This window comes from Luteimonas sp. 100069, assembly GCF_003813845.1.
In the GTDB taxonomy this organism is placed as follows: domain Bacteria; phylum Pseudomonadota; class Gammaproteobacteria; order Xanthomonadales; family Xanthomonadaceae; genus Luteimonas; species Luteimonas chenhongjianii.
Genome location: NZ_RPFN01000002.1, coordinates 224,327 through 250,404, shown reverse-complemented (window position 1 = coordinate 250,404; position 26,078 = coordinate 224,327). Strand labels below are relative to the sequence as shown.

Sequence of the window (26,078 nt, the reverse complement as noted above, 5' to 3'; positions counted from 1 at the left end):
GGCAAGTATAGCCGCCGCCCGCCGCGGGCCGGCGCGCAGCCCGGCTCGTTCAGAAGCAGGCCCCTCAGTGCCTCAGGTGCCGCGGCCGCAGGCCGAGTGCCACCATCGCGGCCACATAGGTCGCCCCGCCCGCGCCGATCACCAGCAGCAGCCAGCCGATGCGGTGGAGCGCGCCGTCGATCTCGGTCCACGCGCCGATCCACAGGCGCAGGCCCAGCACGACGACGGCCATCGCCGCGCAGGCGCCTGCCAGGCGCAGCGCGTAACCCGTCCAACCCGGCTCCGGCGCGAAGATCCCGCGATGGCGCAGATAGCGCCACAGCAGCGCCGCGTTGACTACGCCCGCCAGGGCGGTAGCCAGCGCGATGCCGCCATGCGCGCCCGGCACGTCGTAGATCCACAGCGGCGTCGTGATGACGATGGTCAACACCACGTTCGCCACGACCGTCCAGATCGCCGCGCGCATCGGCGTCCTGGTGTCCTGGCGCGCATAGAAGGCAGGCGCCAGCACCTTGCTGAGCATGAAGGCGGGCACGCCCAGGCTCATCGCGGTGAGGCTCACCGCCGCCATGCGCGTGTCTTGCGCACCGAACGCGCCGTAGTTGTAGACCGTGGCGGTGATCGGCTCGGCCAGCAGCAGCAATCCCAGCCCGGCCGGCACACCGGCCAGCAGCGCCATGCGCAGGCCCCAGTCCAATGACTGGCTGTAACCCCGCCCATCCTCGGCCGCGTGGCGGCGCGAAAGGTGCGGCAGGATCACCGTGCCCAGCGCGACGCCGAACAGCCCCAGCGGAAACTCGATCAGCCGGTCCGAGTAGTAAAGCCAGTCGACGCTGCCCGCCGCCAGCAGCGACGCGAACGCGGTACCGACGATCAGATTGACCTGCGCGACCGACGAAGAGAACAGCGTCGGCAGCATCAGCCGCCCGACCTTGCGCACCTCGGGATGGCGGAACCCCGGGCGCAGCCGCGGCCGCAGTCCGAGACGCCCGAGCGAGGGCCACAACAATGCGAGCTGCAGGAACCCGGCGATCAGCACACCCCAGGCCAGGCCCTCCGGCGGCACCGCGAAACGCGGCGCCAGCCAAAGCATCGCCGCGATCATCGTGAGATTGTGCAGCACCGGCGTGAATGCCGGCAGCGCGAACCGGCCGTAGGTATTGAGGATCGAGGCCGACAGCGACATCAGGGAGATGAACAGCAGATACGGAAACGTGATCCGCAACATCTGCGCGGTCTGGGCCAGCAATTCGGGCTGGTCCGCCCAGCCCGGCGCGAACAGGCGCGCGATCAAGGGGGCCAGCAGCATCCCCAGCGCGCAGACCACCAGCACCACGGCACACAGCGCGCCGGCCATGGCATCGATGAAGGACCTCAGCGCCGCACGATCGCCACGTTGCCTGATTTCGTTGAGCACCGGCACAAAGGCCATCGCCATCGAGCCCTCGGCGAATACCCTGCGCAGGAAATTCGGGATGCGATAGGCGACAATGAACGCACTCATCGCCGGATTCGTGGCGCCGGTGCCGAACAGCGTGGCCTGCAGCATGTCGCGGGCGAAGCCGGCGATCCGCGAAAGCAGGGTCATCGCGCTGAACACCGCGCTCGAGCGCAGGAGTCCGCCGCCGCGTTTGCCAGATGGGCTGGTCGCGGCCGGATCGGGAGCCGTCATCCCGAGTGTCCGTTCAGGCCGGGCTGGTTGACGCAAGTATCTGAAACGCCCATAATTTCCTGCTCAAATTTCCATTCGTCCGGCGACGCCGGATTTTCACACGTCCAGCTCCCAGGAATCCATCGTGGCAAACATCAAGTCCGCCAAGAAGCGCGCCAAGCAGACCGTTGTGCGCAATGCGCGCAACTCCGCCCAGCGCTCGCAGCTCCGCACCGCCGTCAAGAAGGTGCTCAAGGCCCTCGAAGCCAACGACGCAGCCGGCGCCCAGGAGGCGTTCAACGTCGCCCAGCCGATCCTCGACCGTTTCAGCTCGCGTGGCCTGATCCACAAGAACAAGGCCGCACGTCACAAGAGCCGTCTGACGGCCCGCATCAAGGCGATCAAGGCCGCCGCCTGATCTCCTGCCCGGCCGCCCCGGCGGTCGATGCGCGAAAAACCCGGCTTCTGGCCGGGTTTTTTATTGGTCGATCATTGAAGCGACGACTGCCGCGGAGACGAATCCGATTCCCGGCCGGAGACCGCGCGGCATACCCACGGCCCGGGCACGCAACACGGGCGCGCAATTGTGGGGGCGTTCGACCGTCCAATATCGCCACACGCATGGCGCGGATGCATCCCGCCATGAGTCCGCGCAGAGTCCGCGCACCCGCAACGGCGATCCGACGCAGGCATTCCGGACGATGGCGCCTCCCGGCGCGAAGGACCGAGCCCGCCCGACACCACTCTCCTGCGCACCTCGCCTTGAGCGGGCGGGCAGACGGTCTGTCCCGGCCGACGGCCGGGCGCATACCGTCCGACGTCAGACCTCAGACGGCGTCCGCGGCCTCACGGGCCTCGCGATCCAGTTCGTCGAGCGCAGCCTGGACCTTGAGCATGACCTCACGCGTGCCCTCATGGGCCAGGCCCGAGATCAGGAACCACGGCTTGGTCCAGCCGAGCTCGCCGATGATGCGCGCCGCCTCACGCTCGGCCTCTTCAGGCAGCAGCGTGTCGGCCTTGTTGATCAGCAGCCAGCGCGGCTTGTCGAGCAGGGCGGTATCGAACTTCTCGAGCTCGCGCTCGATCGCGCGCACCTGGTCGACCGCGTCGCTGCCGTCGAGCGGCGCGATCTCCACGAGATGCAGCAGCAGGCGGGTACGCTGGATATGCCGCAGGAACAACGCGCCGAGGCCTGCGCCATCGGCCGCACCTTCGATCAGTCCGGGAATGTCGGCGATCACGAAGCTGCGCGCCGGCTCCACACTGACCACGCCCAGATTCGGATAGAGCGTCGTGAACGGGTAGTCCGCGACCTTGGGCGTGGCCGCCGACACAGCCCGGATCAGCGTGCTCTTGCCGGCATTCGGAAAGCCCAGCAGGCCGATGTCGGCGAGCAGCTTGAGTTCCAGGCGCAGCGTGCGCTCCTCGCCCTGCTCGCCCGGCGTCGACTGCCGCGGCGTGCGGTTGGTCGAACTCTTGAAATGCATGTTGCCAAGACCGCCCTTGCCGCCACGGGCGACCAGCAGACGCTGCCCATGCTCGGTGAGATCGCCGATCACCTCGTCGGTCATCACGTTGTGCACGACCGTGCCGACCGGCACCACGATGACCAGCTCGTCGCCGCCCTTGCCGTACATCTGCCGGCCCATGCCGTTCTCGCCGCGCTGGGCGCGGAACATCGTCTGGTGGCGGAAATCCACCAGCGTGTTGAGATTCTCGTCGGCGACGATCACCACGCTGCCGCCGTCCCCGCCGTCGCCGCCATCGGGGCCGCCGAGGGGAATGAACTTTTCGCGCCGGAATCCGACGCAGCCATTGCCGCCGTTGCCGGCGGTGACAGTGATTTCGACTTCGTCGACGAGTTTCATGCAGGCAACCGGAAAAAAGCGGAACGGTAGAAGGAACGCGGGTTCGGCACACGCGGCGATGACACGCGCATCGCCGACCAGCTTACCCGAGGCCCCGGACGCCGATGCATTGCATCGCCTGCGACCGGGTAGAGAAGGATGGGTCTTGATGCCCACCAACGAAAAACCCCGCCGAAGCGGGGCTTTCCGACAATCACGTGTCGCGGGAGGCTCAGGCCTCGGCGATCACGCTGACGGTGCGGCGGTTCTTCGGGCCCTTGGTCCCGAACGCGACCTTGCCGTCGACCAGCGCGAACAGCGTGTGGTCACGACCGAGGCCGACGCCGGCGCCCGGATGGAACTGGGTGCCGCGCTGACGCACGATGATGTTGCCGGCTTCGATTTCCTGGCCGCCGTAGATCTTGACGCCCAGATACTTCGGGTTGGAGTCGCGGCCGTTGCGCGAAGAACCTACGCCCTTTTTATGTGCCATGCCTGCTGCTCCTTACTTGCTGCCACCGGCGATGCCGGTGATCTCGATTTCGGTGTAGTGCTGACGGTGCCCCTGACGCTTCATGTGGTGCTTGCGGCGACGGAACTTGATGATGCGGATCTTGTCGGCGCGACCATGACTGACGACCTTGGCGGTAACGCTGGCGCCCTTGAGCGCGTCGCCGATCTTGATGCCGTCGCTGTCGCCGAGCATCAGGATGTTGTCGAACGTGATCTCGTTGCCGGCTTCGGCCTCGAGCTTCTCGACGCGGAGCGTTTCGCCCTGCGCGACGCGGTATTGCTTACCGCCGGTGACCAGTACTGCGTACATGTGGAGCCTCTCGTATCTGTGTTGGTTCTGTAGTTATTCTTGTGCCCGGCCGCCATCGAGGGCGGACAGGAGCGGAATTGTAGGGGATTCAGTGCATTAGGGTCAAATCGCCTCACAATCCGGGCCCGGGGGGGCATCGGCGACGCTGGGGCGGCACCTCGCGCGGCCGGGGCCACGCGGCATTCATGCCCGCCCGTGCACCCTGCCCGCCCGTTCTCAGAGGCTGAGACGCCGACGCGCGAAACTGGCGTTCCCGCGATTTGCCCCCAAATCACCGGCTCGGTAGTCTGACCGATCGCTCGTTGGCGCGACGCCTCGGCTTCCCTGTGACGCGCGCAGGCCACTTCCTCCCCCGCTCCACAACCTGGATCTGACGTCGATGGCGATGGACACCATCCGCATTCGCGGTGCCCGTACCCACAACCTCAAGAACATCGATCTCGACCTGCCGCGCGACCAGCTGATCGTCATCACCGGCCTGTCGGGTTCGGGCAAATCATCGCTGGCGTTCGACACGATCTACGCCGAGGGCCAGCGCCGCTACGTCGAGTCGCTGTCCTCGTACGCGCGGCAGTTCCTCAGCGTGATGGAGAAGCCGGACCTCGACCACATCGAAGGCCTGTCGCCGGCGATCTCGATCGAGCAGAAGTCGACCTCGCACAATCCGCGCTCGACGGTCGGCACGATCACCGAGATCTACGACTACCTGCGCCTGCTCTATGCCCGCGTCGGCAGCCCGCGCTGTCCCGACCATGGTTATCCGCTGGAGGCGCAGACGGTCAGCCAGATGGTCGACCACGTGCTCACCCTCGACGGCGATACGCGCTGGATGCTGCTGGCGCCGGTGGTGCGCGAGCGCAAGGGCGAACATGCGCAGGTGTTCGAGCAGCTGCGCGCGCAGGGCTACGTGCGCGTACGCGTCGATGGCGCGCTCTACGAGATCGATGCGCTGCCCACGCTGGCGCTGCGCCAGAAGCACACGATCGAAGCGGTAATCGACCGGTTCAAGGTGCGCGATCCGTCCACCGAAGAAGGGGCCGGCATGAAGCAGCGCCTGGCCGAATCCTTCGAAACCGCGCTCAAGCTCGGCGAGGGCATGGTGTCGGTGCAGTCGATCGACGACGCCTCGGCGCCCCCGCAGCTGTTCTCGTCGAAGTACAGCTGCCCGGTCTGCGACTACGCATTGCCGGAGCTGGAGCCGCGGCTGTTCTCGTTCAATTCGCCGATCGGCGCCTGCCAGACCTGCGACGGCCTGGGCGTGAGCGAATTCTTCGATCCAGACCGCGTGGTCGTGCATCCCGAACTGTCGCTCGCGGCCGGCGCCGTGCGTGGCTGGGACCGCCGCAACGCCTACTACTTCCAGCTGCTGCAGTCGCTGGCCAAGCACTACGGCTTCGACGTGGACACGCCGTGGCAGGAGCTGCCGCAAAGCGCGCGTGACGCGGTGCTGTCGGGCAGCGGCAGCGAGACCATCACGTTCACCTACATCACCGATTCGGGCGCGCGCACCCAGCGCAAGCACCGTTTCGAAGGCATCGTGCCGAATCTCGAGCGGCGCTACCGCGAGACCGAATCGTCGGCGGTGCGCGAGGAGCTCGGCAAGTACATCAGTGAGCGTCCCTGTCCCGAATGCGAAGGCGCGCGGCTGAACCGCTCGGCGCGCAACGTGTTCGTCGCCGACCGGCCGATGCAGTCGCTGGTCGTGCTGCCGATCGACGAGGCGCTCACCTTCTTCAAGTCACTCGAACTGCCAGGCTGGCGCGGCGAGATCGCCGCCAAGATCGTCAAGGAGATCGGCGAGCGGCTGACCTTCCTCGTCGACGTGGGCCTCGACTACCTGACGCTGGAGCGCAAGGCCGACACGCTCTCGGGTGGAGAGGCGCAACGCATCCGCCTGGCCTCGCAGATCGGGGCCGGCCTCGTCGGGGTGATGTACGTGCTCGACGAGCCGTCGATCGGCCTGCACCAGCGCGACAACGAGCGCCTGCTCGGCACGCTGACCCGCCTGCGCGACCTCGGCAACACGGTCATCGTCGTCGAGCACGACGAGGACGCGATCCGCCTGGCCGACCATATCGTGGACATCGGCCCCGGCGCCGGCGTGCATGGCGGTGAAGTGGTGGCGCAGGGTACGTACGAGGACTTGCTCAAGGCGCCGCGTTCGCTGACCGGCCAGTACCTCAGCGGGCGCCGGCGCATCGAGATTCCGACCAAGCGGCACAAGCCCAACCCGAAAATGCAGCTCCGGCTGCTGGGCGCTTCCGGCCACAACCTCAAGAACGTCGACCTGACGATCCCGTCCGGCCTGTTCACTGCCGTCACCGGCGTGTCAGGCTCCGGCAAGTCGACGCTGATCAACGACACCCTGCATTCGCTGGCCGCCAACGAGATCAACGGCGCCTCGCACAAGCCGGCGCCGTATCGCGAGATCGAAGGTCTGGATCTCTTCGACAAGGTGGTCGATATCGACCAGTCGCCGATCGGCCGCACCCCACGCTCCAATCCGGCCACCTACACCGGGCTGTTCACGCCGCTGCGCGAACTGTTCGCGCAGGTCCCGGAAGCGCGCGCACGCGGCTATGCGGCGGGACGTTTCAGTTTCAACGTGCGCGGCGGACGCTGCGAGGCCTGCCAGGGCGATGGGCTGTTGAAGGTGGAGATGCACTTCCTGCCCGACGTCTACGTGCCTTGCGATGTCTGCCACGGCAAGCGCTACAACCGCGAGACGCTGGAGATCCTCTACAAGGGTCACAGCATCCACGACGTGCTGGAAATGACGATCGAGGATGCGTTGAGCCTGTTCGAGAACCTGCCGCCGATCGCGCGCAAGCTCGAAACCCTGGTCGATGTGGGCCTGAGCTACATCAAGCTCGGCCAGAGCGCGACGACGCTGTCGGGCGGCGAGGCGCAGCGCGTCAAGCTGTCGAAGGAACTCTCGCGCCGGGACACCGGGCGCACGCTCTACATCCTCGACGAGCCGACGACCGGCCTGCATTTCCACGACATCGAGCACCTGCTCGCCGTGCTGCACAAGCTGCGCGACGACGGCAATACCGTGGTGGTGATCGAACACAATCTCGACGTGATCAAGACCGCCGACTGGGTCATCGATCTCGGACCCGAGGGCGGCCACCGCGGCGGGATGATCATCGCCGAGGGCACCCCCGAGCAGGTGGCGGCGATGCCGCAGTCGCATACGGGCCGGTTTCTTGCGCGTCTGCTCGAGACCAGGCTGCCGGAGCCGGCGGCGCCCAAGGCCGAGCGCAAGCTCGCCCGCAAGTCCGTCACCCATTTTCCCAAGCCATTGCCGCGCAAGGGCGCATCGACCAAGGCGGCCGAGGCCGATGCGAAGGCGCGCGCGGAACTGACGAAGGCCGCACCGAAGAAGAAGCCGGCAACGGTGAAAGGACAGAAGGAATGAGCGATTCGAAAGTGTTGATCCGGATGCCGATCGAGCTGCGCTGGCGCGACCTGGACGCGTTCAATCACGTCAACAATTCCAATTTCATGACCTACCTCGAGGAGGCGCGCATCCGCTGGTTCGACACCGCCGGCGAGCCCTGGGTCACCGACCAGACGGCGCCGCTGCTGGCGGCCGTGCAGATGAACTACAAGGTGCCGATCCCCTACCCGTCGAAGATCGTCGTCGAACTGCTGGCAGACCGGATCGGTACCAGCAGCGTCACGATCGGGCACCGCATCGTCTCCGACGATGGCGCAACGCTCTTTGCCGACGGTCACGTGGTGATGGTGTGGATCGACCGCGCGACGGGACGCCCGACCGCGCTGCCCGAGTCGGTGCGCGCACGGGCGCTTGCCGCGTCCTGATGCGAGCGGCGCATCGCGCGCCTGCGTGCGGGGTCCAGACGCGGGCTAACATGCCACGCCCACCGAAGGAGCCCAGGCGATGCCCCAGCTGATCGAAATCCAGGACCACGGCCCGATCCGCGAACTCAAGCTCGCGCGCCCTCCGGCCAATGCCCTGGACCTCGCCCTGTGCACCGCGCTGCACGAGGCGATGGACACCGCCATCGCCGATGGCGTGCACGGCATCGTGCTCGCCGGTGGGCCCAGGCTGTTCTCGGGTGGACTCGACGTGCCCTACCTGCTGTCGCTCCCCGACACCGCATCGCTGCGCGAGGCCTGGGGCGCTTTCCTGTCCGTGGCGCGCGCGCTCGCCGCAGCGCCTGTGCCCGTGGCGGCCGCGATCGGCGGGCATGCGCCGGCCGGCGGTTGTGTGCTGGCACTGTGCTGCGATTACCGCGTCATGGCGTCGGGCCCCTACCGGATCGGCCTCAACGAAACCCAGGTCGGGCTCATCGCCCCGGACGGCATCCAGCGGGTGATGCGCCGCACGATCGGCGCGCGCCAGGCCGAACGCCTGCTGGTCGGCGGCCTGACCGTCGAATCCGGCGAAGCCCTGCGGCTGGGACTGGTGGACGAGCTGGCCGACATCGAGGATGTACCGCTCCGCGCCCGCGACTGGCTGGCGTCCCTGCTCGCACTGCCGCGCGCGCCGATGCTGGAAACCCGCGCGATTGCCCGCGCGGACCTGATCGAGGCGATGTCGGAGCAGCACATCCAGCTCGACCGTTTCGTCGATTCATGGACGGCCCCCGATACCCAGGCCGGCCTGCGGGCGCTGGTGTCGCGACTGGGGCGGTAGTCGCCTCGACGCACCGCGGCGCCGGCTGGCGCCGATTCGCACTGGCGGCTGCTGCGCGGCCCAGGCGAAAGATGCCGTGGCGGCCCACAGCTGCAGCGCGGGCTGCGAGCACACCGGGGCCGGCGCGCGCAGGTGACGGCTCGCCAGGATTCCCCCTGCTCAGTCGCTCCCGGTCGCCACTTCCGCGGTCGGATCATCCACCCAACCACTCCACGATGGCGCGTAGAGTTTCGCGCCTTCCAGTCCGGCGTGCGCGAGCGCCAGCAGATGATGGCAGGCGGTCACGCCGGAGCCGCACATCACCGCCACTTCCGCCGGCGCGCGACCGGCAAGCAGGACCTCGAATTCCGCCGCGAGCGCAGCGGCAGGCTTGAAACGGCCCGCCTCCATGTTCGCGGTGTAGGGGCGGTTGCATGCGCCGGGCACATGGCCTGCGCGCGGATCCAGCGGTTCGACCTCGCCCCGGAAACGCGCGGGTGCGCGCGCATCGATCAGCAGACCGCCCGCATCGAGGTGGCGGCGCACCGCATCGGCATCCCGCAGCAGGCGGGTCTCGTCAAAAGCGCGTGGCGGATGCGGCGCGGGCGCCACCTCCCGCGGCGACGGCGCGACCGGCAGCCCCGCCGCCTGCCACGCCGCCCAGCCACCGTCGAGCACGGCGGCCTCGCGGTGACCGGCGCTTTGCAGCAGCCACCACAACCGTGCAGCAAACGCGCCGTCGCTATCGTCGTAGGCGACCACCTGCATGCCCGGCGCGATGCCCAGTCGCGACAGCGTTTCGGCAAAGGCATCGGCACCGGGCCAGGGGTGCCGCCCGCGCCCGCCGCCCTTGGCGCCGGACAGATCCCGCTCCAGATGCGCGTAGGTCGCGCCCGGGATATGCGCTGCGCGCCATGCGGCCTCGCCCGCCTCGTCGGCGGCGCCGGCAATGGCGAGCGTGAACCGGCAGTCGACGATGCGCAGGGTCGCGTCGGGCAGCGCGGCCATCAGCGCAGCCGGATCGACCAGCGTCCTCCAGGGCCGGGTCATGCGCGTGCCAGCCGGTCGCGCAGGTTGAGCAGGATCGACGCGGTCGCGCCCCAGATGCGGTGGGCGGGCGAGGTCGCCAGCCTCTGGTACTCGAGCACGTGGCGCGTGCGCCCGAGGAATTCGATGTCGACGTGGCGCAGGTTGTCCGGCGCCAGCAGGAAGTCCAGCGGCGCCTCGAAGATCTCCGCGACTTCGCCCGGATCGGCCAGCGGCACGAACTGCGGGTCGAGCATGGCCACCACCGGCGTGACCCGGAAGCCGGTGATCGTCACCAGCGGATCGAGATAGCCCAGCGGACTCGCCTGCGAAGCGCGCAGCCCGACCTCTTCACCGGCTTCGCGCAGGGCCGCCTGCAACGGCCCTGCGTCCCCGGGCTCCAACCGGCCGCCGGGAAAGCTCACCTGCCCCGCGTGATGGCGCAACGTGTCGGTGCGCCGGGTGAGCACGGCCTGCACGCCGCCCGCGCGCGGCACCAGGCCGACCAGCACCGCCGCTTCGCGCAGCACCGCCGCCGGTTCGAGCAGGCCTTCAAGCTCGCCGAGATTCCAGCCACGCAGCGCAGGCGGCGCGTCGAGCGGATGCAGCGCGCGCGCAAGCCCGGCGGGATCGAGGTCGAATCTCACGCGCGCGCCGCCTCGCGCGCCGGCAACACCACATCCATGAGATGCGCGCGCTCGCGATCGCTCATCTGCGACCAGCCGCCGATCTCGGCGAGGGTGCGCAGGCAACCGTGGCAACTGCCGTGCTCGTCGAGGGTGCAGACACCGGTACAGGGCGTGAGCAGGGCGCGGTGGCGTTCGTCCATGGGATCGATTCTACGGGCACGGATACAACGACGCCGACGTGCGGGGCACGTCGGCGTCGGGATCTGCTTGACGGGTGCGGGGATCAGCGGACGCTGAGCAGCTTCACCATCACGCCGACCGGCTGCCTGGCGATTTCCTGGGTGCCTTCGCCGCTGACGAACTTGCCCGGCGGAAACACCACTTCGAACACCGCGTTCAACGGCATCAGCGGCAGCACTTCGCGAAGGCCGGCGATCTGCGCTTCGGAGACCTTGAAGGCCGGCGTGCGGTCTTCCTGGGTCAGCGGGATGCCCACCGGCACCACGAGTGCCTGGTAGGCGATCTCGACGGTGCTGTTCGCGTTCGGCTTGGCGCCGGCGCCGGCTTCGACAACGCGGTACATCACGCCGCTCGGCAGCGAGATCACGCCTTCGCGCGCCTTGTATTCGTTGAGGAACGTGGTGGCCTGGCCCTCGTTCTGGGTCAGGGCCGCGCGACGCTCGGCGACGATCTTCTGCTGCATGCGCTGCTGGAACGCGTTGTAGGCCGCGCCCATCTGCTCGGGCGTGTAGGTCGGCGTCTTGCGACCATGGCCGTCCTGGAGACCCTTGATGATCGTGTTGACATCCACCGACTCACCGGTCTCCGCCAGACGATTACCCAGATCGAAACCCAGCGCGTAGCTCAGCGTGGTCCGGTCGGTCGCGCTGGCTGCCGGGGCTGCCGCCTGCTGCGCAAACGCCGCGCCGCTGAACGTGATGGCCGCGATAGCGACCGAAATAAAACGCAACTTCATTCCATGGATCTCCGCTAGGTCAGATTTCGATATCGCCTGTCGCGCAAAGGGGCGGTCGAACCGCCCCATCTGGACGCGTTAGGATAGCGGTCGCAGGGCTTAACCGCCACTGACGACCTCATCTAGACCGCGGCGGCCCGCACAAGTTCCAAGGGGCGCCGCTCTTGCGCCTGGAGTCCCATGTCCAAATCCCCGTTGCGCGTCGAAGATCACGGTGCCGTGCGCGTCATTACCGTCGATCGTCCCGAGAAGCTGAACGCATTGAACTCGGCCACGCTCGATGCCTTGCACCTGGCCTTCGACGATGCCGCCGCCACTGACGCGGTCCGCGTGATCGTCCTGACCGGCGCAGGTCCGAAGGCATTCGTCGCCGGCGCGGATATCTCCGAGATGGCCGAGTTGCGCCCGGTCGAGGGGCGCGATTTCGCGCTGCGCGGCCAGGCGATGATGCGCCGCGTCGAAACCCTGCCCAAGCCGGTGATCGCGATGATCAACGGATTCGCCCTGGGCGGCGGACTGGAGCTGGCGATGTGTTGCCACCTGCGCCTCGCCGCCGACACCGCCAGGCTCGGCCAGCCGGAAGTGAACCTGGGCCTGATTCCCGGCTTCGGCGGCACCCAGCGCCTGCTGCGTCTGGCGGGCCGCGCGGCGACACTCGAGCTGTGCCTGACCGGCGCGCCGATCGACGCCGCGCGCGCCCGCGAACTGGGCATCGTGAATCGCATCGCACCTGCAGCCGAGCTGCAGGCGCAGACGATGGCGCTGGCGGAGCAGTTGGCCAACGCCGCGCCACTGGCGCTGCGCGGCGTGCTCGACTGCGTCAACAGCGGCGGCGAGTGCTCGATCGGCGAAGGCCTCGCCTTCGAAGCCGCGCAGTTCGGGCTGATGTTCGCCACCGAGGACATGCGCGAGGGCACGCGCGCATTCCTCGAGCGGCGCAAACCCGAGTTCAAGAACCGCTGAGCCGCGCTGGCCCATCATGACGCGCCCCCCGACCTCCCGCACACCATCCCTCGACGCGCTCGAACGCCTGGTCGAACGACTGCGCGCGGACGACATCGATGCCGCGATCGATGCCGGTCTGATGGACGACTGGCCGGACGCGTGCGCCCGGGCACTCGAAAGTGACGCGCGCGACTTGCTGCTGGCGACACGCGCCCGCCTGAGCACCGCCTGGGCAGCGCGGGCTCGCTTCGAGGCCCGCAATGCGCGGCTCGCGCGGCGCGCGGAAGTGCGCGACGCCTCGCGTCGCGCGCCTCGGCCCGGACCGGCAGCGACCGCCGCCACACCGGCAACGGCGGACGCGGCGCCCACCCACCCCGCGCTGCCGCCGAAGGCCGCGGCATTGCTGGCCCGTGCCAAGGCGCGCGCCGGCGGTGCCACGTCATGACCACGCCCCTTGCCACGGCTCCGCCGAGACGCCGCGGGCCGACGCTGACGCGCGCCGAGATCCACGAGTTCTTCGCCCGGCTGCGCGAACTCGACCCCGAACCGACCACCGAACTCGAATACACCACGCCCTTCGAGTTGCTGGTCGCGGTGATCCTGTCCGCGCAGGCCACCGATGTCGGGGTCAACAAGGCCACGCGCCGGCTCTATCCGGTCGCCAACACACCGCAGGCCATCCTCGAGCTCGGCGAGGACGCGCTCAGGCGCCACATCGCCACCATCGGTCTGTTCAATGCCAAGGCCAGGAACGTCATCGCCGCCTGCCGCATCCTGGTCGAGCAGCACGGCGGAGAAGTCCCCCGCGACCGCACTGCACTCGAGGCATTGCCGGGCGTCGGCCGCAAGACCGCCAACGTCGTGCTCAACACGGTGTTCGGCGAGCCGGCGATCGCGGTCGACACGCACATCTTCCGGGTGGCCAACCGCACCGGACTCGCACCGGGCAAGGACGTTCGCGCGGTCGAGGACCGTCTGATGCGCGTGGTGCCCGACGAGTTCCTGCTCGGCGCGCATCACTGGCTGATCCTGCACGGCCGCTACACCTGCAAGGCGAGAAAGCCGGACTGTCCGGCCTGCGTGGTGCGCGACCTGTGCCGCTTCAAGGACAAGACACCCGGCGGGCTCGAACCCGGGTGACGTCTCGGGCATGAATCCGCGCGCGGACGCTCGGCCTCATGCCCTTCACGCCCTGCCACGCCGCCCGGGTTTCCGGAGCGACATGCAGGACCTCCGGGTGACGGTCGCCGGGAACGGCGGGCCGCATCAGTGCAAGCCGCGACGAAGCGGCCTGCCGCCGACGTGAGATCCAGCGTCCCCAGCGCCGCGGCGCACATCCTCTGACGGAGTCCAGGCCAGGCGTTCCGTCCTGCCGCCGGCCCCCCACGCAGGTTTTCCGTCAATTGCGCTTAACGCTCTGGCGCCTATGGTCGGGATCACACCCGCACGCGCAGTACCCGGGAAATCCCATGTCCACGCATGCGTCTGTCGGACCGCCCGAGCTGGACGACCAGACCCACGCCCTCGCCCTCGAACTGTTCCAGCTCGTGCGCGCCGGAGACGTCGCGCGCCTGTCCCACCTGCTCGGGATGGGACTGGTCCCCAACCTCAGAGACAGCAAGGGCGACAGCCTGTTGATGCTGGCCGCCTACCACGGTCACGCCGATGCGGTGCGCGTACTGCTGCGACACGGGGCCGATCCAACACTCGCCAACGATCGCGCGCAAACGCCGCTTGGCGCCGCCGCGTTCAAGGGCGACGTCGATGTCCTGCGGGCCCTGCTGGAAGGCGGTGCACCGGTCGATGACCACCCCGAGGGCGGGCGCACGGCGCTGATGCTGGCCGCGATGTTCGATCGCGTCGGGATGATCGACCTGTTGCTTGCGCATGGCGCCAGTCCGGAGCACTCGGGCGCCGACGGCGCCACCGCGCTGGATCTCGCCCGGGCCATGGGCGCGGAACACGCGGTCGAGCGCCTATCACAGCCATCGAAAAAATCAATCCCCGATGCGCCCCAACCCCGCACCGGATGACCGATCCTATCGAACCAGCCGAACCGCGAGGATGCAGCAATGAAAGACACCCACAAGGAGAACGGTGGGGATCGTTCCCTGACCAATCGCCAGGGCCATGCGATCTGCAACAACCAGTCCCAGCGCACCGTCGGCAGCCGCGGCCCCGCCACACTGGAGAACTACAACTTCCTCGAGAAGATCAGCCACTTCGATCGCGAGCGCATTCCCGAGCGCGTGGTCCATGCGCGGGGCTTCGTCTGCTACGGCGAGTTCGAGGCCACCGGCAAGATCGGCGACGAGCCCGCAGCGCAATACACCCGCGCGAAGATCTTCTCCCAGGCCGGCAAGAAAACGCCGCTGGCGATCCGCTTCTCCACCGTGATCGGCGGCCGCGACTCCTCTGAAGTGGCACGCGACCCGCGTGGCTTCGCGGTGAAGTTCTACACCGAGGACGGCAACTGGGACCTGGTCGGCAACAACCTCGCGGTGTTCTTCATCCGCGACGCGATCAAGTTCCCCGACGTCATCCATTCGCTCAAGCCCGACCCGGTCACTTTCCGCCAGGAGCCCAACCGCATCTTCGACTTCATGAGCCAGACGCCGGAGTCGATGCACATGCTCACCCACCTCTTCAGCCCACGCGGCATTCCCGCCAGCTACCGGCACATGGAAGGGTTCGGCGTGAACACCTACAAGATGGTCAACGCCGAAGGCAACACGGCGCTGGTGAAGTACCACTTCCATCCACGCTGCGGGGTGGCCAGCCTGACCGCCGAGGAAGCCGCCAAGGTGCAGGGGCAGGACCTCGGCTCGCACTCCAAGGACCTGTACGAGTCCATCGAACGCGGGGATTACCCGCAGTGGGACATGTACGTGCAGATCATGGAGGACCACGACCATCCCGAACTCGACTGGGACCCGCTCGACGACACCAAGATCTGGCCGGAGCACGACTTCCCGCTGCGCCACGTGGGCGTGATGACGCTCAATCGCAATGTCCAGGACCAGCACAACGAAAGCGAGCAGATCGCGATGGGCACCGGCGTGCTGGTGGACGGGCTGGACTTTTCCGACGACAAGATGCTGGTCGGCCGCACGTTCTCCTACTCCGATACACAGCGCTACCGGGTCGGCACCAACTATCTGCAGCTGCCTGTGAACCAGCCCAAGGGGGTGCAGCGCGTGCAGACCAACATGCGCGGCGGGCAGATGGCCTACGCGGTCGACCTCGCGCCCGGACAGAACCCGCACATCAACTTCGAGCCCTCCATCCACAACGGCCTGCAGGAAGCGCCGGCCATGGGCCCGAACAATTCGCCGGTGATCACCGGCCCGCTCACCCGCAGCGTGCTGGAGCGGCGCAACGACTACGTGCAGGCACGCGGCCGCTTCAACACCATGATGGACTGGGAGCGCGAGGACCTGATCGACACCATGGCCACCATGCTGTCGGCCTGCGAGCGCGACGTGCAGGAACGCATGCTGTGGCACTTCTTCCTCGTGCACGACCGCTACGGCCAGGGTGTGGCGGAGAAGCTCGGCATGGCCGTAGGCGACGTGCGCCACCTCGAACCGCTCAAGGGACAGGTGCTGACCGACGAGGACCAGCAACGGCTGAAGCGGCTCGGCAACAACGACGATGCGATCGACCCTGGCGCCTGGGGCCAGTGGACGAGTTCGGTCGAGAACCGCAGGGCGACGGCCGAGCAGGTCCTGCAGGGCGGACTGCGCTCGGCTGCCGCGGAATCGGCGACGCCATCGCCATAACGGCTGTCCGCGACCGGTTGCGTCTGCGCGGCGCCCGGATCCGGCCTCGGGAGGCCCGGTGAGGCCGCACCGCCGCATCCGCGCCTGCGACACGCCGGCGATCGCCGGCGTGTCGCAGCGGATCATTCCTCGCGATCGGTGAACGGCTTGCGCGGCAGACGTTCGTCGCGCATTGCGGCGTGGTAGGCGAACGAGGCGATGATCGCCGCCGCCTGCTTGAGGTCGTCCGGCACCACGTGGTCGTAGGTGTCGAGATGCGTGTGGTGCACGTTGCTGAAATAGTCCGCCGGATCCTGCACGAACTGGAAGCCCGGAAGGCCGACCCGGTCGAACGAGATGTGGTCGGTGCTGCCGGTGTTGCGCGTGGTCACGACCGTGGCGCCTAGATCGGCGAACGGTGCCAGCCAGGCGCGGAACACCGGGACTGCCGCGTGATTTTCCTGCGCATAGATGCCGCGGATCCGGCCGGTGCCGTTGTCGAAGTTGAAGTAGGTCGAGAACCGGTCGAACCCGGCCCGACGCTGCAGCGGGCCAGTGCCGCTCTGGAATGCACGCGGCAATGCCTGCTGCTCCGGATCGGTCGGCGCGGGCCAGTCGGCCAGATGCCTGGAGACGTAGCCTGCCGAGCCGTGCAGGCCCTGCTCCTCGCCGCCCCACAGCGCGATGCGGATCGTGCGCTTCGGGCGCGCGTCGATCGCCTTGAGGATGCGCATCGCCTCCATCATCACCACCACGCCCGCGCCGTTGTCGGCCGCGCCGGTGCCGGTGTGCCAGGAGTCGAGATGCGCGCCGATGATCACCGTCTCGTTGGCCTTCGAACTGCCGCGCAGCTCGGCGAAGGTATTGGTCGCCGGCAGGTCGGCATCGCTGGTGAAACGTGCATCGACATCCACGCGCAGGCGCGGAGCCTGTTTGGTGTCGACAGCCCGCACCAGCTGGTTGTAGTGCTCGGCGGCCACGACCAGATCGGGCACGCCCTCTGGATCGCCCGCCTTGCGGCCGCCGCCGCCCATCACGCGGACGATGCCGTTGTCCCAGGAGCTGATCGACAACGTCGCCAGCACGCCTTCCTCGGCGAAGAAGGTGTTGAGCGCACGCACCAGCGCCTGGCGCTTGCGGTACTCGTCGAGGCGCTTGTCCTGCGCGCCCGGCTCGGCCTCCTGCGGCATCGGGAAGGTCTGCAGCTCGCCGAGGGATTCCTCGCTGTGGCGGCGGAAATCGGGCCTGTCGGACGGCTTGTAGGCGCGCGCCTCGTCGAGCAGCACGATCTTGCCGCCCAGCTTGCCGCGCTGCGCCTCCATGTCTTCGATGGTCTTGAACGAGGCACGCACCAGCTCGCCTTCAACCGGGCCGTTGGTGCCGGGCGTCCACGCCTTGGGCAGCGCATGGATCGGCAGTTCGCGCGGCGCGATCAACTCCACGCGCGAGGCACGGAATTCCCAGCCGCGGCCGAAGGCCGGGTCGTAGACCTCATCGTGGACGTTGCTCAGGCCATACCCGCTGAGCTTGCCGCGCGCCCACTCGCTCGAGCGCTCGTAGGCCGGCGAATTGGTCAGGCGCGGGCCGATGGTCTCGGTGAGCTCCTTGAGATTGGCGGCCACCTGGGAGCGCTGGAAGGCTTCATGACGGATCTTGGCGACGACATCGAGGTCGACCGGTTCGGCCACCTGGGCGAAGGCCAGGCATGGCAACAGGGCGGCGGTCGCCCACGCCGCCTGCAACAGGCGGACTCGATTGGATTGCGGCTTGCTCACATAACTCCCCGGGACTGCGGAACGAGGGACCCGCACGGTCGCGGGTCCTGTTGACGCGCCGTCTCAGCCGGCGCGGCCGTACATGCTACCTGCAGCGCCACGTGCCGCCCCGGGTCGAAAGTCGGGCTTGCGCGCGCCGCGCGCGCGATGCAGGCAACCCCTGGGACGCGAAAGGCCCGCGGCTTGCGCCGCGGGCCTTCGGTCGCGCGCTGGGCGTCGATCAGAACGAGAACTGCGTGCGCAGTGCGTACTGGCCGGTCTTGTCGCCGGTGAAGCTGTCGTCGCCGTTGGTGTAATTGAACATGAAGCGCAGACTCGGATTGACGTAGTAGTTCATGCCGACGATCCAGCTGCTGACGTCCATGTTGCGGATGTCCTTGTTCTCGATCGTGTCGTAGCGCGCGGTCAGCTCCCACAGCCCCTTGTCGGTGACCTTGGGCGACCCGAAGATGCCGCTCGTCGGCTTGTAGGGCTTGTGGCCACCGTTGAGCAGCCAGCTGCCCTGCACGTACCACGTGGCCACGTCCTGGTCGGCGCCGAGCGGACGACCGAAGGTGGCGTTGGCGTACTCGGCCTGGAAGAACAGCGGACCGAACGAGCCGGCGGCTTCGACACCCACGGCGGTGACGGTGTCACGGCTGGCGCCGGTGGTCGTGGCGATGACCTGGGACGGCCCGCGACGGCCGGCATAACTCACGCTGGCCGCGAGATCCGCCGAGCCCTGGTTCGCGTTCTCCTGGCTGGCCCAGCCGCCGAAGTGCAGCGTGCTTTCCTCGGTATTGATCGGCGCAAAGGTCACACGGCCAGCCGCGCCGACGCCTTCGTTGCGGGTGCCCGACGCGCTGCGCAGATTGAACACCGACACGCCCGCCGTGTGGTTGCCGTCGGCGCGCATGTAACCGACGCCCTGCTGGAACTGGCGGCCGTTGAACAGGCCGGTCGCCGAGGCGAACGGGCGCTCCATCATCAGGATCTCGTTGGAGCTGGTCAGCTCTTCCATCGAGCGGTACGGCTTGAAGTGGCCGATGGTGAACTTGCCGCCCAGCGCCGACCTGGCGATGTAGACGTCGCGGAAGCCGTCCAGGCCGCTGCCGGCGCCGAAGTCCTGCTCGAACTTGTACTCCCAGCCGTAGGCCTTGCCGCCCAGGGTGATGCGCGCGCGGCGGAACTCGGTGGTGCCGGTGGACGCGGCTTCGTCGCGATCGAAGGCGTAGGCATCGAAATGGATGCGGCCACCGGCGGAGAACTCGAACTTCTTGTCGGCCGAGGTGACCTTCAGGCCGCCCTTGGTGTCGACCACCGGCATCGTGGTGGCCATCCTGTCCAGGCTTTCCTGCGTGCCGATGTTGATGTCGGACTGGGCGTCGGAGCGGAGTTCCAGCGCATCGAGCTTGGCCTGCATCTCGGCCAGCTGCGCGCGCAGGGCGGCGACCTCGGCATCGCGGCCCTGGCTCTGTGCAGCGGCGGAGAACGACACGGACGCGACGGCAAGAGCAACGGACGCGGCCAGGATGGAATGACGCATGGTGGATTCCCGTAAGGAGTGAGATGTGGGTGCGCCTGTGCACGCGCGCCGCGCCGGCCTGGATCGGGCTGCGGTCGAGCACGCGTTAGCGACGGTGCGCAGGTTGCGTAGATTTGCTGACAGCCCGATGGCATCGGCATGACAGTCGGATGACGGTATCGCCGCGCGCGCCCTGCGCGCATGCCAGGTCATGCCCACGTCACCGGGCTGACGCGGAATTGTCATGGGCCGGCCGTCAAATACGCCGCACGGCGCCACAGGCCGTCCACCACTCCAGGGGTTTCCATGCACGCATTGCTCAAGAACCGTGTCGCCGCCGCCGCGCTGGCGACCACATTGCTGGCGGCCACGTTCGCCGCGCCCGCCATGGCCAGCGACGTCACCGGCGCTGGCGCTTCGTTCGTCTACCCGGCGATGACCCGCTGGTCGGCCGATTACCGCACCGCCACCGGCAAGCAGGTCAACTACCAGTCGATCGGCTCGGGCGGCGGCATCGCCCAGATCAAGGCCGGCACCGTGGACTTCGGCTCGTCCGACGCGCCGCTGCCGCCGGAAGACCTGGCCAAGTCGGGCCTGGTGCAGTTTCCGTCGGTGATCGGCGGCGTGGTGCCGATCGTCAACGTCGAAGGCGTGGCGGCCGGCGCGATGAAGCTCGACGGCGCCACCCTGGCCAACATCTTCCTGGGCAGGATCACCCGCTGGAACGATCCGGCAATCGTGGCGCTCAACGCTGGCATCGCCCTGCCCGACGCGCGCATCACCGTCGTCCATCGTTCGGACGGCTCCGGCACCACCTTCAACTTCGTCAACTACCTGTCCAAGGTCAGTCCGGACTGGAAGAACGGCGTCGGCGAAGGCACCACCGTGCAGTGGCCGGTGGGCATCGGCGGCAAGGGCAACGAGGGCGTCGCCGCCTATGTGAGGCAGATCAAGGGCGGTATCGGTTATGTCGAGCTGTCCTACGCGCTGCAGAACCGCATGGCCTACTCGCGCCTGCAGAACGCCGCCGGCAACTTCGTCAACCCGAGCGAGGAAACCTTCTCGGCTGCCGCGGCAAGTGCCAACTGGGGCGCCAGCCGCGACTTCTTCCTGGTCATGACCAACGCGCCCGGCGAGAACTCCTGGCCGATCACCGCGACCAACTTCATCCTCATGCACCGCCAGCCGCGCAACCGCGCAGGCGCCAGGAACGCGCAGGAGTTCTTCCGCTGGGTCTACGCCAATGGCGGCCCGCAGGCCCGCCAGCTCGGCTACGTACCGCTGCCGGCTGCGCTGGTGCAGCAGATCGAGCGCTACTGGGCGGACAACGCGCGCTATTGATTCACGTCGACAGATCAGATCTTCCTCCCCTCCTTCCAGCGGGCCTTCGGGCCCGTTTCTTTGTTCCGAGCGAGCCGCCCGCTGGGCGGGACGCGCGATCCGGCGATCCAGTGGCGGCATCGCCACCGGGTGCGCCTGCACCCCACGCCTCTTCACCGGGCACCGATGCCTGGCGCGCGCATCCTTGCATTCGCGGCGCCCGGACGAGCGCGTCGTTCAGGCTGGCATGCGGCGGCGCTCGCAGGAGTCGCCCGCCATCGCCGCCAGATGTTCGCGCGTCATACGGCTGTAACAGAAACATCATTCCATACCCGGATCGAGGCGACGCCGCGCGTTGCCACCATCAGATGGAGTCACGCATGTCCCAGACGATCCGGATCGGCGCGCTTGCGCTGTCCTCGCTCCTCTTTCTCGCCGCCTGTGGTGGTCCCGGCGCCGACGCGCCCGGTGCCGCGCAGCCGGCCGGGGACCGCGCGATCGCGGAGGTCTCGGGCGCGGGGGCATCCTTCATCTATCCGCTGGTGTCGAAGTGGTCGGCCGACTACAACGCCGCCACCGGCAACAGGATCAACTACCAGTCGATCGGCTCGGGCGGCGGCATCGCCCAGATCAAGGCCGGCACTGTCGATTTCGGTTCGTCCGACAAGCCGCTCGACAGCGCCGAGCTGCAGGCCGCGGGCCTTGGCCAGTTCCCCTCCGCCATCGGCGGCGTGGTGCCGGTGCTCAATGTCGAGGGCCTGCAGCCGGGCCAGCTGAAGCTGACCGGCGCGCTGCTGGCCGACATCTTCCTCGGCAAGGTAGCCAGCTGGAACGACCCGGCGATCACTGCGCTCAACCCGGGGTTGAACCTGCCCGCTGGCAAGATCAGCCTCGTTCACCGCTCCGATGGCTCGGGCACCACGTTCAACTTCTCCAATTACCTGTCCAAGGTCAGCCCGGACTGGAAGTCGCGGGTCGGCGAAGGCACCTCGGTGCAGTGGCCCTCGGGCGTGGGCGGCAAGGGCAATGAAGGCGTCGCCTCGTACGTGCAGCAGATCAAGGGGTCGATCGGTTACGTCGAGCTGGCCTATGCCCTGCAGAACGGCATGCCCTATGCGTCGCTGCAGAACGCGGCTGGCAACTGGGTACAGCCGAGCGAGGAAAGCTTCGCCGCGGCCGCCGTGACCGCCGACTGGGCCAGTGCGCAGGACTTCAGCCTGGTCATCACCAATGCCCCGGGCGCTGATGCGTGGCCGATCACCGCGACGAATTTCATGCTGATGCCCAAGCAGCCCAAGGACGCAGCGCGCAGCCGGGCCGCGCGAGACTTCTTCAAGTGGGCCTTCGAATCGGGCCAGGCCCAGGCGAGCGAGCTGCATTACGTGCCGCTGCCGCCGGAGCTGGTGCAGCAGATCGAGGCCTACTGGGCTGCAGAGTTCCAGTGAGATTGAAGACCGCGTCCGCGGAAGCGGGCGCGGTCGCAAGACCGGCCCGGTGATGCCTGGCCCCATCCGGAGCCAGCATCGACTCGCCGGAAGATCGGCGACCCACCGTTGCAGCGCAGGCCGGCTCATCCGGACTGCCGGCTGCGCTCCGCGGCTCTTCCCTCCCGGACTTTCCAATGCACGCCGCTATCCCTTCCCCCGTGCCGGCGCCGAGCACCCGCGACCTCCGCGATGCCCGCGCCGACCGCCTGTTCAAGATCGTCCTGACCGCCACCGTCGTATTCGTGATGCTGGCGCTCGCCGGCGCCGCGCTGTCGATGCTGTGGGGCGGCCGAGACGCCCTGGCTTCGCAGGGGCTGTCGTTCTTCACCAGCTCCGACTGGAACCCGGTCGAGAACCGCTACGGCGCACTGGCGCCGATCGTCGGCACCATCGTCACCGCGCTCATTGCCATGATCGTCGCGGTTCCGGTGAGTTTCGGCATCGCCTTCTTCCTCACCGAAGTCGCGCCGCGCTGGCTGCGCGGCCCGGTGGGCACGGCGATCGAACTGCTCGCTGGCATCCCCTCGATCATCTACGGCATGTGGGGTCTGTTCGTGTTCGTGCCGGTGATGACGACCCACATCACGCCGTGGCTCAACGATACGCTCGGCGGGATCCCGGGCCTGGGCGCCCTGTTCCGCGGTCCGCCGCTCGGCATCGGCACGCTGACCGCAGGCTTCGTGCTCGCGATCATGGTGATCCCCTTCATCTCGGCGGTGATGCGCGAAGTGTTCCTCACCGTGCCCACGCCCCTGAAGGAATCGGCCTACGCCCTCGGCTCGACCAAGTGGGAAGTGAGCTGGGACATCGTGCTGCCCTATACCCGCTCGGCCGTCATCGGCGGCATCTTCCTGGGTCTGGGCCGCGCGCTCGGCGAGACGATGGCCGTGGCTTTCGTCATCGGCAACTCGGTGCGCCTGACGCCGTCGCTGCTGGAGCCGGGAACGACGATCGCGGCCTTGATCGCCAACGACTTCGGTGAAGCCACCGAAACCTACCGCTCGGCACTGCTGCTGCTCGGCTTCGTCCTGTTCATCGTCACTTTCGTGGTGCTGGCCCTCGCCCGCCTGATGCTGATGCGCCTGGCCCGCAAGGAGGGCACCTGATGAGCGCCACCACCGTCATCGACCGCGAGCGCAAGGTCGCGGACCGTCTGTACGCACGCCGTCGCGTGCGCAACGCCCTCGCGGTCCTCATGGGCTGCCTGACCGCCGCATTCGGTCTGTTCTTCCTCGGCTGGATCCTGTGGACGCTGGTGTCCAAGGCCGCCGGCGGCATCAACCCGGCGCTGTTCACCCAGATGACCCCGCCGCCGATGCAGGAAGGCGGCCTGCTGAACGCCTTCTTCGGCAGCGCGGTCATGTGCGGGCTGGCGATTGCGATCGGCACGCCGCTCGGCGTCGCCGCGGGCACCTGGCTGTCGGAGTACGGCCGCGCCCGCAAGGTGGGCATCGTCGTGCGCTTCATCAACGACATCCTGCTGTCGGCGCCGTCGATCGTGCTGGGCCTGTTCGTCTACACCGCGTTCGTGATGACCACCGGCGGCCGCTTCTCGGCGCTGGCCGGCGCGATCGCACTGGCCTTCATCGTATTGCCGGTGGTCGTGCGCACCACCGACGAGATGCTGCAGCTGGTGCCCACGCAGATGCGCGAGGCCGCGCTGTCGCTCGGGGTGCCGCAGTGGAAGGTCGTCGTGCAGGTGCTCTACCGCAGCGCTTCGGCCGGCATCGTCACCGGCGTGCTGCTGGCCCTTGCGCGCATTTCCGGCGAGACCGCGCCCCTGCTGTTCACCGCATTCGGCAACCAGTACTGGAACAGCAACATCATGCAGCCGATGGCCAGCGTCCCGGTGGTGATGTACCAGTACGCGGGCAGCCCCTACGAATCCTGGCAACAGCTGGCCTGGGCCGGCGCGCTGGTGCTGACCTGCTTCGTCCTGCTGGTCAGCCTCGGTGCGCGCGCGATCCTGCTGCGCAACAAGATTCCCAATGACTAATCTCAGCCTGGACCCGTCCATGAACGACCTCCACACCGCTCCGTCGCATCGCATCGCGCTGGCGACGCAGGCGCGCACCCAGCTGGCGCCGACGCCGGTCAAGATCGCCGCGCGCGGGCTGGACTTCCACTACGGTGATTTCCACGCGCTCAAGGGCATCAATCTGGAGATTCCGGAAAAGCGCGTAACCGCACTGATCGGCCCTTCCGGCTGCGGCAAATCGACGCTGCTGCGCACCTTCAACCGCATCTACGCCCTGTATCCGAACATGACCGCCAGCGGCGAACTGCTGCTCGACGGCGAGAACATCCTGTCGCCGAAGTATCCGATGAACCGGTTGCGCAGCAAGGTCGGCATGGTGTTCCAGAAGCCGGTGCCGTTCCCGATGACGATCTTCGAGAACGTGGCCTACGCGATCCGCCATCACGAGAAGCTCTCGAAGGCCGATCTCGACGTCCGCGTCGAGCAGGCGCTGACCCAGGCGGCGCTGTGGAACGAGGTGAAGGACAAGCTGGGGCGGAACGCGCTGGGCCTGTCTGGCGGCCAGCAGCAGCGCCTGTGCATCGCCCGCGCCGTCGCCCTGCATCCGGATGTCCTGCTGCTCGACGAACCGACCTCCGCGCTGGACCCCATCTCCACCAGCCGCATCGAGCAGCTGGTCGAGGAGCTCAAGCTCGACTACACGATCGTCATCGTCACCCACAACATGCAGCAGGCGGCGCGCGTCTCCGACTACACCGCCTTCATGTATCTCGGCGACCTGATCGAGCACGACACCACCGAAACCATCTTCTCCAATCCCTCCAAGCAGCAGACCGAGGACTACATCACCGGCCGGTTTGGGTGAGGCAGGGCCGCTTGCGCGGCACTGCCGCGCGCCCTGCCGAACGCCGCGCGTGCTGCGCGCGGCCGGACGAGCGCTCGCCATCAGACTTCAGTGTCATTGCAGTTCCTTCCACTGCCGCCACCTCCTCTCCAGGTACCCGCCATGCCCAACCAACCCACCGAGCACATCGTCAAGAGCTACGACGACGAACGCGCCCGTCTGACCAGCGAGATCCTGCGCATGGGCGAGATGGCGGCAGCGCAGCTGGAAGCCGCGCTCGACGTGGTCGAGCGCCGCGACGACAAGGCGGCCGCGCGCATCATCGCCAACGACGAGGCCATCGACACGCTCGAGCAGGAGATCAGCCAGGACGTCATGAAGCTCGCGCTGCGCGGGCCGCTGGCGCGCGACCTGCGCGACATCCTCGCGGCCCTGCGCATCGCCGCCGACATCGAGCGCATCGGCGACTACGCGGCGAACGTCGCCAAGCGCTCGACCGCGCTCAACCTCGCACCGCCCCTGCCCTATACGCGTGGCCTGACCCAGCTCGGCCAGCTGGCGGTGCGCCAGGTGCGCGAGGTCCTCGTCGCGTTCCGCGACAGCGATCCCGACGCCGCCCGGCGCGTGCGCGCCCAGGACGCAGAGATCGACACGGTCTACACCGGCCTGTTCCGGGAGCTGCTGACCTACATGATGGAAGATCCACGCGCGATCACGCCAAGCACGCACCTGCTGTTCATGGCCAAGAACATCGAGCGCATCGGCGACCACGCGACCAACATCGCCGAGAACATCTGGTTCCAGGTCAGGGGCGACGAGCCACTGCTGCCGCGCGACAAGCGCGACTTCACCAACACGGTGTCGTGA

23 protein-coding genes and 1 pseudogene are annotated in these 26,078 nt (G+C 68.0%); 15 read left to right on the top strand and 9 right to left on the bottom strand.

Going from position 1 to position 26,078, the window contains the following annotated elements; genetic code table 11:
* Positions 1–64 precede the first annotated feature (64 nt).
* Positions 65–1,672 (bottom strand): murein biosynthesis integral membrane protein MurJ, encoded by a 1,608-nt coding sequence (murJ, locus tag EGK76_RS07630; RefSeq protein ID WP_123832204.1) that lies wholly within the window; start codon positions 1,670–1,672, stop codon positions 65–67.
* A gap of 124 nt (positions 1,673–1,796) precedes the next feature.
* Between murJ and rpsT the strand changes: the two genes are divergently transcribed.
* The gene (rpsT, locus tag EGK76_RS07625; RefSeq protein ID WP_096297602.1) at positions 1,797–2,069 is read left to right on the top strand and encodes a 30S ribosomal protein S20; all 273 of its coding nucleotides are present in this window, start codon (positions 1,797–1,799) and stop codon (positions 2,067–2,069) included.
* A 409-nt stretch (positions 2,070–2,478) separates the two neighbouring features.
* Here the strand turns inward: rpsT and cgtA are convergent, their stop codons facing one another.
* From cgtA to rplU, 3 genes are all read right to left on the bottom strand, one after another.
* Positions 2,479–3,519, bottom strand: coding sequence for an Obg family GTPase CgtA (cgtA, locus tag EGK76_RS07620; protein ID WP_123832203.1), 1,041 nt, complete (start codon positions 3,517–3,519; stop codon positions 2,479–2,481).
* Between the two features lie 211 nt (positions 3,520–3,730).
* A complete protein-coding gene (gene rpmA / locus EGK76_RS07615) occupies positions 3,731–3,991 on the bottom strand; it encodes a 50S ribosomal protein L27 (RefSeq protein WP_096297600.1) in 261 nt (86 codons plus the stop codon).
* A gap of 12 nt (positions 3,992–4,003) precedes the next feature.
* Positions 4,004–4,321: a 50S ribosomal protein L21 gene (gene rplU, locus EGK76_RS07610; protein WP_096297599.1), complete on the bottom strand. Its 318-nt coding sequence runs from the start codon at positions 4,319–4,321 to the stop codon at positions 4,004–4,006.
* Positions 4,322–4,700: 379 nt separating this feature from the next.
* Between rplU and uvrA the strand changes: the two genes are divergently transcribed.
* The 3 genes from uvrA (at position 4,701) to EGK76_RS07595 (ending at position 8,987) form a co-directional block, all read left to right on the top strand.
* Positions 4,701–7,742: an excinuclease ABC subunit UvrA gene (gene uvrA / locus EGK76_RS07605; protein WP_123832202.1), complete on the top strand. Its 3,042-nt coding sequence runs from the start codon at positions 4,701–4,703 to the stop codon at positions 7,740–7,742.
* Positions 7,739–8,149 carry a thioesterase family protein gene (locus EGK76_RS07600; RefSeq protein ID WP_096297597.1) on the top strand — a complete coding sequence of 137 codons (411 nt, stop codon included), beginning with the start codon at positions 7,739–7,741 and terminating at the stop codon, positions 8,147–8,149. The genes uvrA and EGK76_RS07600 overlap by 4 nt, the downstream gene beginning before the upstream one ends.
* Positions 8,150–8,228: 79 nt before the next feature.
* Entirely contained in the window at positions 8,229–8,987 is a 759-nt protein-coding gene (locus tag EGK76_RS07595) for an enoyl-CoA hydratase/isomerase family protein (RefSeq protein ID WP_123832201.1), read from the top strand.
* A gap of 159 nt (positions 8,988–9,146) precedes the next feature.
* Here the strand turns inward: EGK76_RS07595 and EGK76_RS07590 are convergent, their stop codons facing one another.
* From EGK76_RS07590 to EGK76_RS07580, 3 genes and pseudogenes are all read right to left on the bottom strand, one after another.
* Entirely contained in the window at positions 9,147–10,016 is an 870-nt protein-coding gene (locus EGK76_RS07590; RefSeq protein ID WP_123832200.1) for a sulfurtransferase, read from the bottom strand.
* Positions 10,013–10,821: pseudogene (locus EGK76_RS07585) on the bottom strand (DUF1289 domain-containing protein). Before EGK76_RS07585 ends, EGK76_RS07590 begins: the two are co-directional and overlap by 4 nt.
* 83 nt (positions 10,822–10,904) lie before the next feature.
* Positions 10,905–11,597 (bottom strand): FKBP-type peptidyl-prolyl cis-trans isomerase N-terminal domain-containing protein, encoded by a 693-nt coding sequence (locus tag EGK76_RS07580; RefSeq protein WP_158613462.1) that lies wholly within the window; start codon positions 11,595–11,597, stop codon positions 10,905–10,907.
* A 180-nt stretch (positions 11,598–11,777) separates the two neighbouring features.
* Between EGK76_RS07580 and EGK76_RS07575 the strand changes: the two genes are divergently transcribed.
* The 5 genes from EGK76_RS07575 to EGK76_RS07555 all read left to right on the top strand — a co-directional run bounded on the left by EGK76_RS07575 (position 11,778) and on the right by EGK76_RS07555 (position 16,324).
* Positions 11,778–12,560, top strand: coding sequence for an enoyl-CoA hydratase-related protein (locus EGK76_RS07575; protein WP_123832198.1), 783 nt, complete (start codon positions 11,778–11,780; stop codon positions 12,558–12,560).
* Positions 12,561–12,576: 16 nt separating this feature from the next.
* On the top strand, positions 12,577–12,987 hold the full coding sequence (locus EGK76_RS07570; RefSeq protein WP_123832197.1) for a hypothetical protein: 411 nt from the start codon (positions 12,577–12,579) through the stop codon (positions 12,985–12,987).
* On the top strand, positions 12,984–13,682 hold the full coding sequence (gene nth / locus EGK76_RS07565) for an endonuclease III (RefSeq protein WP_123832196.1): 699 nt from the start codon (positions 12,984–12,986) through the stop codon (positions 13,680–13,682). The genes EGK76_RS07570 and nth overlap by 4 nt, the downstream gene beginning before the upstream one ends.
* A 329-nt stretch (positions 13,683–14,011) precedes the next feature.
* A complete protein-coding gene (locus EGK76_RS07560) occupies positions 14,012–14,575 on the top strand; it encodes an ankyrin repeat domain-containing protein (protein ID WP_123832195.1) in 564 nt (187 codons plus the stop codon).
* Positions 14,576–14,614: 39 nt separating this feature from the next.
* The gene (locus EGK76_RS07555) at positions 14,615–16,324 is read left to right on the top strand and encodes a catalase (protein WP_123832194.1); all 1,710 of its coding nucleotides are present in this window, start codon (positions 14,615–14,617) and stop codon (positions 16,322–16,324) included.
* A 122-nt stretch (positions 16,325–16,446) separates the two neighbouring features.
* On the opposite strand, the gene EGK76_RS07550 is transcribed toward EGK76_RS07555, so the two are convergent.
* Positions 16,447–18,015, bottom strand: a complete 1,569-nt coding sequence (locus EGK76_RS07550) for a M20/M25/M40 family metallo-hydrolase (protein ID WP_233580222.1) — start codon at positions 18,013–18,015, stop codon at positions 16,447–16,449.
* Positions 18,016–18,298: 283 nt separating this feature from the next.
* On the bottom strand, positions 18,299–19,603 hold the full coding sequence (locus tag EGK76_RS07545) for a porin (protein ID WP_157745305.1): 1,305 nt from the start codon (positions 19,601–19,603) through the stop codon (positions 18,299–18,301).
* A 285-nt stretch (positions 19,604–19,888) separates the two neighbouring features.
* Here EGK76_RS07545 and pstS (EGK76_RS07540) point away from each other — a divergent pair, with 285 nt between their 5' ends.
* The 6 genes from pstS (EGK76_RS07540) (at position 19,889) to phoU (ending at position 26,078) form a co-directional block, all read left to right on the top strand.
* On the top strand, positions 19,889–20,923 hold the full coding sequence (gene pstS / locus EGK76_RS07540; protein ID WP_123832192.1) for a phosphate ABC transporter substrate-binding protein PstS: 1,035 nt from the start codon (positions 19,889–19,891) through the stop codon (positions 20,921–20,923).
* 359 nt (positions 20,924–21,282) lie between these two features.
* The gene (gene pstS, locus EGK76_RS07535; protein ID WP_123832191.1) at positions 21,283–22,347 is read left to right on the top strand and encodes a phosphate ABC transporter substrate-binding protein PstS; all 1,065 of its coding nucleotides are present in this window, start codon (positions 21,283–21,285) and stop codon (positions 22,345–22,347) included.
* Positions 22,348–22,523: 176 nt separating this feature from the next.
* Positions 22,524–23,495, top strand: a complete 972-nt coding sequence (gene pstC / locus EGK76_RS07530; protein ID WP_123832190.1) for a phosphate ABC transporter permease subunit PstC — start codon at positions 22,524–22,526, stop codon at positions 23,493–23,495.
* On the top strand, positions 23,495–24,385 hold the full coding sequence (pstA, locus tag EGK76_RS07525) for a phosphate ABC transporter permease PstA (RefSeq protein WP_123832189.1): 891 nt from the start codon (positions 23,495–23,497) through the stop codon (positions 24,383–24,385). Before pstC ends, pstA begins: the two co-directional genes overlap by 1 nt.
* A 19-nt stretch (positions 24,386–24,404) precedes the next feature.
* Entirely contained in the window at positions 24,405–25,232 is an 828-nt protein-coding gene (gene pstB, locus EGK76_RS07520; RefSeq protein ID WP_096297583.1) for a phosphate ABC transporter ATP-binding protein PstB, read from the top strand.
* A gap of 141 nt (positions 25,233–25,373) precedes the next feature.
* The gene (gene phoU / locus EGK76_RS07515; RefSeq protein ID WP_096297582.1) at positions 25,374–26,078 is read left to right on the top strand and encodes a phosphate signaling complex protein PhoU; all 705 of its coding nucleotides are present in this window, start codon (positions 25,374–25,376) and stop codon (positions 26,076–26,078) included.

Excerpts from the sequence above, each read along its gene's own strand:
- rpmA (WP_096297600.1), bottom strand. The coding sequence starts at position 3,991 with ATGGCACATAAAAAGGGCGTAGGTTCTTCGCGCAACGGCCGCGACTCC.
- pstS (WP_123832191.1), top strand. The coding sequence starts at position 21,283 with ATGTCCCAGACGATCCGGATCGGCGCGCTTGCGCTGTCCTCGCTCCTC.
- phoU (WP_096297582.1), top strand. The coding sequence starts at position 25,374 with ATGCCCAACCAACCCACCGAGCACATCGTCAAGAGCTACGACGACGAA.
- EGK76_RS07600 (WP_096297597.1), top strand. The coding sequence starts at position 7,739 with ATGAGCGATTCGAAAGTGTTGATCCGGATGCCGATCGAGCTGCGCTGG.
- EGK76_RS07590 (WP_123832200.1), bottom strand. The coding sequence starts at position 10,016 with ATGACCCGGCCCTGGAGGACGCTGGTCGATCCGGCTGCGCTGATGGCC.
- EGK76_RS07560 (WP_123832195.1), top strand. The coding sequence starts at position 14,012 with ATGTCCACGCATGCGTCTGTCGGACCGCCCGAGCTGGACGACCAGACC.
- EGK76_RS07595 (WP_123832201.1), top strand. The coding sequence starts at position 8,229 with ATGCCCCAGCTGATCGAAATCCAGGACCACGGCCCGATCCGCGAACTC.
- nth (WP_123832196.1), top strand. The coding sequence starts at position 12,984 with ATGACCACGCCCCTTGCCACGGCTCCGCCGAGACGCCGCGGGCCGACG.
- uvrA (WP_123832202.1), top strand. The coding sequence starts at position 4,701 with ATGGCGATGGACACCATCCGCATTCGCGGTGCCCGTACCCACAACCTC.
- pstC (WP_123832190.1), top strand. The coding sequence starts at position 22,524 with ATGCACGCCGCTATCCCTTCCCCCGTGCCGGCGCCGAGCACCCGCGAC.
- EGK76_RS07570 (WP_123832197.1), top strand. The coding sequence starts at position 12,577 with ATGACGCGCCCCCCGACCTCCCGCACACCATCCCTCGACGCGCTCGAA.
- pstB (WP_096297583.1), top strand. The coding sequence starts at position 24,405 with ATGAACGACCTCCACACCGCTCCGTCGCATCGCATCGCGCTGGCGACG.
- EGK76_RS07580 (WP_158613462.1), bottom strand. The coding sequence starts at position 11,597 with ATGAAGTTGCGTTTTATTTCGGTCGCTATCGCGGCCATCACGTTCAGC.
- pstA (WP_123832189.1), top strand. The coding sequence starts at position 23,495 with ATGAGCGCCACCACCGTCATCGACCGCGAGCGCAAGGTCGCGGACCGT.
- rplU (WP_096297599.1), bottom strand. The coding sequence starts at position 4,321 with ATGTACGCAGTACTGGTCACCGGCGGTAAGCAATACCGCGTCGCGCAG.
- EGK76_RS07545 (WP_157745305.1), bottom strand. The coding sequence starts at position 19,603 with ATGCGTCATTCCATCCTGGCCGCGTCCGTTGCTCTTGCCGTCGCGTCC.
- murJ (WP_123832204.1), bottom strand. The coding sequence starts at position 1,672 with ATGACGGCTCCCGATCCGGCCGCGACCAGCCCATCTGGCAAACGCGGC.
- pstS (WP_123832192.1), top strand. The coding sequence starts at position 19,889 with ATGCACGCATTGCTCAAGAACCGTGTCGCCGCCGCCGCGCTGGCGACC.
- EGK76_RS07575 (WP_123832198.1), top strand. The coding sequence starts at position 11,778 with ATGTCCAAATCCCCGTTGCGCGTCGAAGATCACGGTGCCGTGCGCGTC.
- EGK76_RS07555 (WP_123832194.1), top strand. The coding sequence starts at position 14,615 with ATGAAAGACACCCACAAGGAGAACGGTGGGGATCGTTCCCTGACCAAT.
- cgtA (WP_123832203.1), bottom strand. The coding sequence starts at position 3,519 with ATGAAACTCGTCGACGAAGTCGAAATCACTGTCACCGCCGGCAACGGC.